We start from the raw sequence: 7,319 nt of genomic DNA on the forward strand, positions 1-7,319 counted from the left end.
ACGGTCGGCGCGGGCGACAGCATGGTCGCGGGCTTCCTCGCGGGCTGGATGCACACCGGGCGGTATGAGGACGCGTTCCGGCTCGGGCTGGCCGCGGGCAGCGCCACCGCTTTTAACGAATGGCTCGCGGCCCGCGCGGAGGTCGAGCGTTGCTGCGCCGCGTTGCCGCCCATCCGCTGCTACGGGGTATAAAACGCGCCGCATTTTGCCAGACTAGTACAGAAAGGAGCTGTGCCAGTTGGAGCAATTTGTTTATGTAATCACCGACCCCGCCGGGATGCATGCCCGCCCCGCGGGGCTGCTGGTCAAGGTGGCTTCCGGGTTTTCGTCGGAAATCACGATCGCCAAGGGCGACAAGAGCGGCGACCTCAAGCGCATCTTCTCGGTCATGGGGCTGGCCGCGCGCCAGGGCGACACCATCGTGATCCATGCCGAGGGCGCGGACGAGAAGGAAGCGGTCAAGCAGGTCGCGGACTGCCTGCGCGAAAATTTATAACCGGGACGGCGCGCGCCGCATCGGCCATTTTTGGCGGATGCGGCGCTTGTTTTTGCCCGTTCCCGGCGTTATAATAAATTGTTATACAAAAAAAGGGGGAATGGTATGATTACCGATATGACGGCAGGAAGCCCTTCGCGCATCCTGTGGCGCTTTTCAATCCCGATGCTGGTCAGCGTGATCTTCCAGCAGCTCTACAACATCGTGGACAGCGTGGTGGCGGGGCAGTTCGTGGGGCCGGACGCGCTCGCGGCCGTCGGCGCCTCCTACCCGATCACGATGATCTTTATGGCGGTGGCGACCGGGTCGAACATCGGCTGCTCGGTCGTGGTGTCGCAGCTTTTCGGCGCGCGCGACTACGGGCGGATGAAGACCGCCGTCAACACCTCGCTCGTGTCCATCCTCGGGCTGAGCGCCGTGCTGACCGCGGCGGGGCTGCTCTCCTGCCGCGCCATGATGGCCATGCTGCACACGCCGCAGGGCATCTTCGCGGACTCGGAAACGTACTTAAACATCTATATCGCCGGGCTGGCCTTCCTGTTCCTGTACAATATCTGTACCGGCGTGTTCACCGCGCTCGGCGACAGCCGCACGCCGCTTTACTTCCTCATCGCGTCCTCACTCGGCAATATCGTACTCGATATCCTGTTCGTTACGGCGTTCCACCTGGGCGTGGCGGGCGTGGCCTGGGCGACCTTTATCGCGCAGGGCGTGTCCTCGGTGCTGGCGCTGGGGGCGCTGCTGCGCAGGCTGAAGGCCGTGCCGCACGGGGATACCCGCCCGCAGGCGTTTTCGCTGCCCATGCTCGGGCGGATCAGCGCGATCGCGATCCCCAGCATCCTGCAGCAGAGCTTTATCTCGGTGGGCAACCTGTTTATCCAGCGCATCGTCAACGGCTACGGCGCGACGGTCATCGCGGGCTATGCCGGCGCGGTCAAGCTGAACACCTTCGCCATCACCTGCTTTACTACGCTCGCCAACGGCCTTTCCAACTTCTCCGCGCAGAATATCGGCGCGGCGCGGCTCGGCCGTGTGAAAAGCGGCCTGCGCGCGGGGCTGCTGATGGCGCTGTGCGTCGTGCTGCCGTTTACGCTGCTGTTCTTCGCGGGCAGCGGGATGGCCATGCGGCTGTTCGTCGGCGCGGGGGGCGCCGGGGTCATTGACGCGGGCGCGGTGTTCCTGCGCATCGTCTCGCCGTTTTACGCGGTCATCGCGATGAAACTCATGGCGGACGCCGTGCTGCGCGGCGCGGGCGACATGGCCGCCTTCATGATCGCGACCTTTACCGACCTGCTGCTGCGCGTCGCGCTCGCCGTTGCCATCGCCGCGCACGGCGCGCCCGCGGACGCCATCTGGTTTGCCTGGCCGGTCGGCTGGACGGTCGCGGCCATCCTGTCCATGGGGTTCTACCTGTCGGGCTGGTGGAAGCGCAAATGCCCGTCGGCCGCGCCGGGGGGCGAGGCGGCCTGACGGGTCAAAGCCGCTCCGAGCCGACATGCGATACGCCCGGCAGGGCGGCGATGTCGGCCAGCAGGCCGGTTTGCGGGCCTTTCGGGCGGTGCGGCGGGGTAAACCGCAGCTTGAACGTGAGCTGATAGCCCTCGCCCGCGCGGTCGGAGGAAAAGTCCTCCATCGCGGCGTTATACTTTGCGGCCAGGCGGCTGATATCGGTTAGCGCCTGCGCCGCATCCCCGCACCCAATATGGAACAGGAACAGGGCGGAACGGCTGTCCAGCACCCGGTTTTGCAGCCGCTCGAGCGCATACAGCGTGAGCAGGATAATGCCGGTGCCGAGCAGCGTGCCGGCATAGAACCCCGCGCCCGCCGCAAGGCCGAGGCAGGCGACCGCCCACAGGCTCGCCGCCGTCGTCAGGCCGCGGATTGTCAGCCCCTCGCGCATGATGGTGCCCGCGCCGAGGAAGCCGATGCCGGAGATGACCTGCGCGCCCAGGCGCGTCGGGTCGACGTCGGCGCGCCCCTCGTACATCTCGAAAACATATTCGCCGAGCAGCATGACGAGCGCCGCGCCCACCGCCACCAGCATGTGCGTGCGCAATCCCGCGGGGCGGCGCATGGCCTCGCGCTCCGCGCCGATCACGCCGCCGGCCAGGATCGCAAGCCCCAGCCGCAGCATAATATCCTGTAAAGCCATACGCGCCCTCCTCCCCGTATCCTTATAATCCTATTATACCCAGAAGCGGGGGTGCGCAAATATCGGCAGACTGCATAATATCCCGCATCATTGTTGTCTATAATGACGCAAAAGCCGCCGCAGGGGACTTCCCTGCGGCGGCTTCTTTTGATCGCGGCGGCTCAGTTGAAATAAACCAGGTCGGGTTCCGGCTTTTCCGCGGGCTGGATGGCGGTCGCATAAAGCACCGGCCCGTCCGCGCGGAACTGCGGGTAATATTCGCTGTGCACCTCGGCGGTTACCGTGACCCACGCCTCGTTTTTGAGCGCGGCCGCGGCCGGGGTCTTGCACAGGAAGCCGATAAAGGTCACGTCCTCGGCGCAGCAGACCATGCCGAAACGGCCGGGGACAAAGGTATCCGGCGCGAACCCGTCGGACTTATATACCATGCCGGTGACCTGCACGGTCTTGCCCTCGTACTTTTCCGGGTCGTTCATCGCGTCGATATACCACAGGCCGTAATCCTCGTTTTTGACCTCGATCACGGGCGCGTCCAGGTCGAAGGGCAGCTCCATGCCGTCCATATAGTCCTCGGGGTTGCCGTCCTCGTCCTCAAAGAAGATGGTGGCGCGCGGGTTCATCGCGCGGATATTCTTGGCGCGGATTTTCTCCTTGTCCGCCTCGGAACTGCGGTTAAAGACCACCAGGTCGGCGTTCGCGATATGGTCGAGCATCTGCGCGCCCATATTGGCCGAGTACAGCTCCCAGGTCGCGCCGCAGATCGTGGTGACCACCTGGTAAAGCGGCCACTCGTCGGGCAGGATATCCTGCAGGCTGGCAATCGGCCACATGCCGTTCCATTCGATCATGGCGCGGTCGGGCTTGTACTTGGCGGCGATCGCCGCCAGGGCGGGCTTGGTCAGCCCTTCTGCGGATTCGATGACGATTTTGACCGTATTGGTGCGCCTTAGCATTTCCTCGTCATATTCCGTAACGCCCTCCTCGCATACCAGGAGGACCGTGCGCTCGTCCTGCGTAAAGTTCGGGTCGTCGAGCACCTCGCTGATAAACTGTGTCTTGCCGCTCTCCAGGAAACCGGCAAACAGGTAAACAGGGACTTCCATCAAAACGCCCCCTTACGCCAGGTGGAACAGCCCGGCGATGTGCTGTTCGTTCAGTTTTGCACCGATCACGCACAAACGGCCGGTGTAATCCGCGCCGCCGTCGCGCACCTCCGGCTCGCCCGGCACATAGTCGAAATGCAGCCAGCCGCCGTCCGCGTTCGGGACGATGCCCTTTGCGCGCAGCACCGCGCCGCAAACGTTGTCGTCCAGGCCTTCCAGCGCCTCGAGCAGCTCGCCGCGGGTGTACTTGCGCGGGGTCTCGACGCCCCAGGAGGTAAAGACCTCGTCCGCGTCGTGCCCGTGGTGATGGTGGCCGTGGCAGCCGCAATCGCAGTCCTCGCCGTGCCCGTGGTGATGCCCGTGGCCGTGTTCGTCATGGTGGTGCTCTTCATGGCTGTGCTCTTCATGGCCGTGGCAGCCGCAATCGCAGTCCTCGCCGTGCTCATGGTGATGCTCGTGGCCGTGTTCGTCATGATGGTGCTCGTCATGGCCGTGGCAATCGCAGCCCTCGCCGTGCTCATGGTGGTGTTCATGGCCATGCCCCGCGTGCGCGGCTTCGGCCAGCATTTCGTCCGCAAGGCTGTGCGAGCCTTCCATCACCTCTAAAAGCTGCGCGCCGGTCAGCTCGTCCCACGGGGTGGTGACGATGCGCGCCTTTGCGTTGTGTTCGCGCAGCAGCGCGATGGCCGTGTCCAACCTTTCCGCCGGCACCTCGCCCGCACGGGACAGGAAGACCGCGCTGGCGCTTTCCACCTGGTTGAGGTAGAACTCGCCGAAGTTGCGCACATACATCTTGCACTTGGCCGCGTCCGCGACCGTGACAAAGCTGTTGAGCTGCACGCGCGCATCCTCCGCGGCGACGCCCTCGACCGCGCGGATCACGTCGGACAGCTTGCCGACGCCGGAAGGCTCGATCAGGACGCGGTCGGGCGTAAACTGGTCGAGCACCTCATGCAGCGCCTTGCCGAAATCGCCGACGAGCGAGCAGCAGATGCAGCCCGAGTTCATTTCGGTCACCTGGATGCCCGCTTCCTTGAGGAAACCGCCGTCAATGCCGATTTCGCCAAACTCATTCTCGATTAAGACGACCTTTTCGCCCTGCAGCGCTTCCTTCAGCAGCTTCTTGATCAGCGTGGTCTTGCCCGCGCCGAGAAACCCCGAAATAATATCAATTTTCGTCATGGTTTTCGCTCCTTTTTGCCCACTTTGGGCGTGTTACATACTAAAGTATAGTGTACCCCCAAAGGCGGTCAAAAGCAAGTGTTTCCCATTGCAAACTTTTTGCTTTTTTTGCGTATATGGCGCATTGCCACCCGCCCCGCGCCCTGCCGGCGCCGCAGGGGTACCGTACCGTCCTATCCAAGCAAAAAGCAGCCCCCATAAGGGGCTGCTTCCTGCTTGGATCTATTCATAAGAGAACTAGCGGCTAATTAATAGGCTACGCCCTGCCACAGCATCGCGTCGCAAACCTTGGTGAAGCCCGCAATGTTCGCGCCGGCAACCAGGTTGCCCTCCATGCCGTACTCCTTGGCGGCCGCCGCGGCGTTCGCATAGATGTTCTTCATGATGCCGTGCAGCGTCTCGTCGACCTGGTCGAAGCTCCACGACAGGCGCGCGCTGTTCTGGCTCATCTCCAGGCCAGAGGTGGCGACGCCGCCCGCGTTGGCCGCCTTGGCAGGCCCGAACAGGACGCCGTTCTTGTGGAAGGTCTCGACAGCTTCCGGGGTGGAAGGCATGTTCGCGCCCTCGGCTACCGCAATGACGCCGTTATCGACCAGCTTCTGCGCGGATGCGCCGTCCAGCTCGTTCTGGGTCGCGCAGGGCAGCGCGATGTCGCACTTGACGCCCCAGATGCCCTTGGAGCCGTCCTTGTCCTCGGTGTAGGACGCGGTGGGGACATAATCGAGGTACGTCTTGATGCGGGCGCGCTTGACTTCCTTGATCTCCTTGATGACCTTGAAGTCGATGCCGGCCGGATCGTAGATGAAGCCGTTGGAATCGCTCATCGCGACGACCTTGGCGCCGAGCTGGGTGGCCTTCTGGTTCGCGTAGATCGCGACGTTGCCGGAGCCGGAGATGACGACGGCCTTGCCCTCGAAGGACTTGCCGGCCGCCTTCAGCATCTCGTCCATGAAATAGCACACGCCGTAGCCGGTCGCCTCGGTACGCGCGAGCGAACCGCCGGAAACCAGGCTCTTGCCGGTCAGCACGCCGGTAAACTCGTTGCGCAGGCGCTTGTACTGGCCGAACATGTAGCCGATCTCGCGCGCGCCGGTGCCGATATCGCCCGCCGGCACGTCGGTATCCGGGCCGATGTGGCGGTAAAGCTCGGTCATGAAGGACTGGCAGAAACGCATGATCTCGTTGTCGGACTTGCCCTTCGGGTCGAAGTCGGAACCGCCCTTGCCGCCGCCCATGGGCAGGCCGGTCAGGCTGTTCTTGAAGATCTGCTCAAAGCCCAGGAACTTGATAATGGACTGGTTGACGGAGGGGTGCAGGCGCAGGCCGCCCTTGTAGGGGCCGATCGCGGAGTTGAACTGGATGCGCCAGCCGCGGTTTACCTGTACCTTGCCCGCGTCGTCCACCCAGGATACGCGGAAATTCACAATGCGCTCCGGCTCGACGATGCGCTCCATGACGCCGTTCTTCTCAATTTCCGGACGCTTTTCGACTACGGGTACCAGGGACTCGAAAACCTCGTAGACCGCCTGCAGGAATTCCGGCTCATGGGCATTGCGCGCTGCAAGACCGTTGTAGACAGACTGCAAATACTGATTGTTGATCGCCATAGGAATCTCTCCTTTGTCATTTTCATATTTGCCGCCTATCTCAGCGACATTCTGACGTTATTTTATCACGTTGGATGAAAGAACACAATCAGGCAATATGCAAGAAATCTGCAAAAGATTTTGATATTTTTTTGTTTTTGAAGGTTCTGGAAGCTAATCCTGCATAATAACCATTTAATGACGTATTTTGCCCGCATCCGCCATCATCTGGAAAATCCCTTTCCAGAGTGCGCGTGCGCGCTTTACGATATTAAGTTTATCCGCTTTTACGCAAAATAAAACAAAGTGTGGGCGGCGCGGCGCGCCGGGGCGGCGGTTTTTCTTGCCCTCCGCGCGCGTTTCCCCTATACTGGAGGGTAGCAGAGGAGGTGCGCCATATGGCGATCAACGAACGGGGCGTGCTGCCCGAATCGCGTTTTTATCCGCACGAGCCGTCGCAATTTGCGCAGCAGTCGCTTTTTTATGTGCCGTTTTCCGGCGAATACCACTGTGAAAAAGGGTATGCGATCACGCGCGGCGCGATGGAATACCCCTACATGCTGCTGTTTTGCGTGACCGAAGGCGCGCTGCATGTGGAGGTGGAGGGCTGCGCCCAAACCGTGCGCGCTGGGCAGGCGCTGGTGATCGACTGCCGCCGCCCCCACCATTATGAGGCCGCGGGCAACCTGTGGTTCCGGTGGGCGGGCTTCTGGGGCATGGCGAGCGAGGCCTACCACGGCCTGCTGCAAGAACGATTCGGCGGCCCGGCCGACCTGGCCGCGCCGTCCCAGGCCGCGGCG

Annotated in this window: 8 protein-coding genes; 4 read left to right on the forward strand and 4 right to left on the reverse strand. The window is 62.6% G+C overall.

What is annotated here, in order from left to right:
• The 3 genes from CZ203_RS07570 to CZ203_RS07580 all read left to right on the forward strand — a co-directional run.
• Positions 1 to 192 (forward strand): PfkB family carbohydrate kinase (locus CZ203_RS07570; protein ID WP_235847481.1); only part of this gene is annotated, 192 nt, incomplete at its 5' end.
• Between the two features lie 46 nt (positions 193 to 238).
• Positions 239 to 496 carry an HPr family phosphocarrier protein gene (locus CZ203_RS07575; RefSeq protein ID WP_087065524.1) on the forward strand — a complete coding sequence of 86 codons (258 nt, stop codon included), beginning with the start codon at positions 239 to 241 and terminating at the stop codon, positions 494 to 496.
• A gap of 105 nt (positions 497 to 601) precedes the next feature.
• Entirely contained in the window at positions 602 to 1,966 is a 1,365-nt protein-coding gene (locus tag CZ203_RS07580; RefSeq protein WP_087065525.1) for an MATE family efflux transporter, read from the forward strand.
• 4 nt (positions 1,967 to 1,970) lie between these two features.
• Here CZ203_RS07580 and CZ203_RS07585 read toward each other — a convergent pair whose 3' ends face one another.
• From CZ203_RS07585 to gdhA, 4 genes are all read right to left on the reverse strand, one after another.
• Positions 1,971 to 2,648 (reverse strand): MgtC/SapB family protein, encoded by a 678-nt coding sequence (locus tag CZ203_RS07585; protein WP_087065526.1) that lies wholly within the window; start codon positions 2,646 to 2,648, stop codon positions 1,971 to 1,973.
• Between the two features lie 161 nt (positions 2,649 to 2,809).
• Positions 2,810 to 3,751: a TIGR03943 family putative permease subunit gene (locus CZ203_RS07590; protein ID WP_087065527.1), complete on the reverse strand. Its 942-nt coding sequence runs from the start codon at positions 3,749 to 3,751 to the stop codon at positions 2,810 to 2,812.
• Positions 3,752 to 3,763: 12 nt separating this feature from the next.
• Positions 3,764 to 4,933, reverse strand: coding sequence for a GTP-binding protein (locus CZ203_RS07595; RefSeq protein ID WP_087065528.1), 1,170 nt, complete (start codon positions 4,931 to 4,933; stop codon positions 3,764 to 3,766).
• 248 nt (positions 4,934 to 5,181) lie between these two features.
• A complete protein-coding gene (gene gdhA / locus CZ203_RS07600; RefSeq protein WP_087065529.1) occupies positions 5,182 to 6,540 on the reverse strand; it encodes an NADP-specific glutamate dehydrogenase in 1,359 nt (452 codons plus the stop codon).
• A gap of 377 nt (positions 6,541 to 6,917) precedes the next feature.
• On the opposite strand from gdhA, the gene CZ203_RS14695 reads away from it, so the two are divergent.
• On the forward strand, positions 6,918 to 7,319 hold a 402-nt coding region (locus CZ203_RS14695), incomplete at its 3' end, for a cupin domain-containing protein (RefSeq protein ID WP_159456420.1).

This window comes from Intestinibacillus massiliensis (assembly GCF_900155735.1).
GTDB lineage: Bacteria > Bacillota > Clostridia > Oscillospirales > Butyricicoccaceae > Intestinibacillus > Intestinibacillus massiliensis.

Bases quoted from the DNA above. Each gene is read 5' to 3' on its own strand.
- CZ203_RS07585 (WP_087065526.1), bottom strand. From the start codon at position 2,648: ATGGCTTTACAGGATATTATGCTGCGGCTGGGGCTTGCGATCCTGGCC.
- gdhA (WP_087065529.1), bottom strand. From the start codon at position 6,540: ATGGCGATCAACAATCAGTATTTGCAGTCTGTCTACAACGGTCTTGCA.
- CZ203_RS07590 (WP_087065527.1), bottom strand. From the start codon at position 3,751: ATGGAAGTCCCTGTTTACCTGTTTGCCGGTTTCCTGGAGAGCGGCAAG.
- CZ203_RS07595 (WP_087065528.1), bottom strand. From the start codon at position 4,933: ATGACGAAAATTGATATTATTTCGGGGTTTCTCGGCGCGGGCAAGACC.
- CZ203_RS07580 (WP_087065525.1), top strand. From the start codon at position 602: ATGATTACCGATATGACGGCAGGAAGCCCTTCGCGCATCCTGTGGCGC.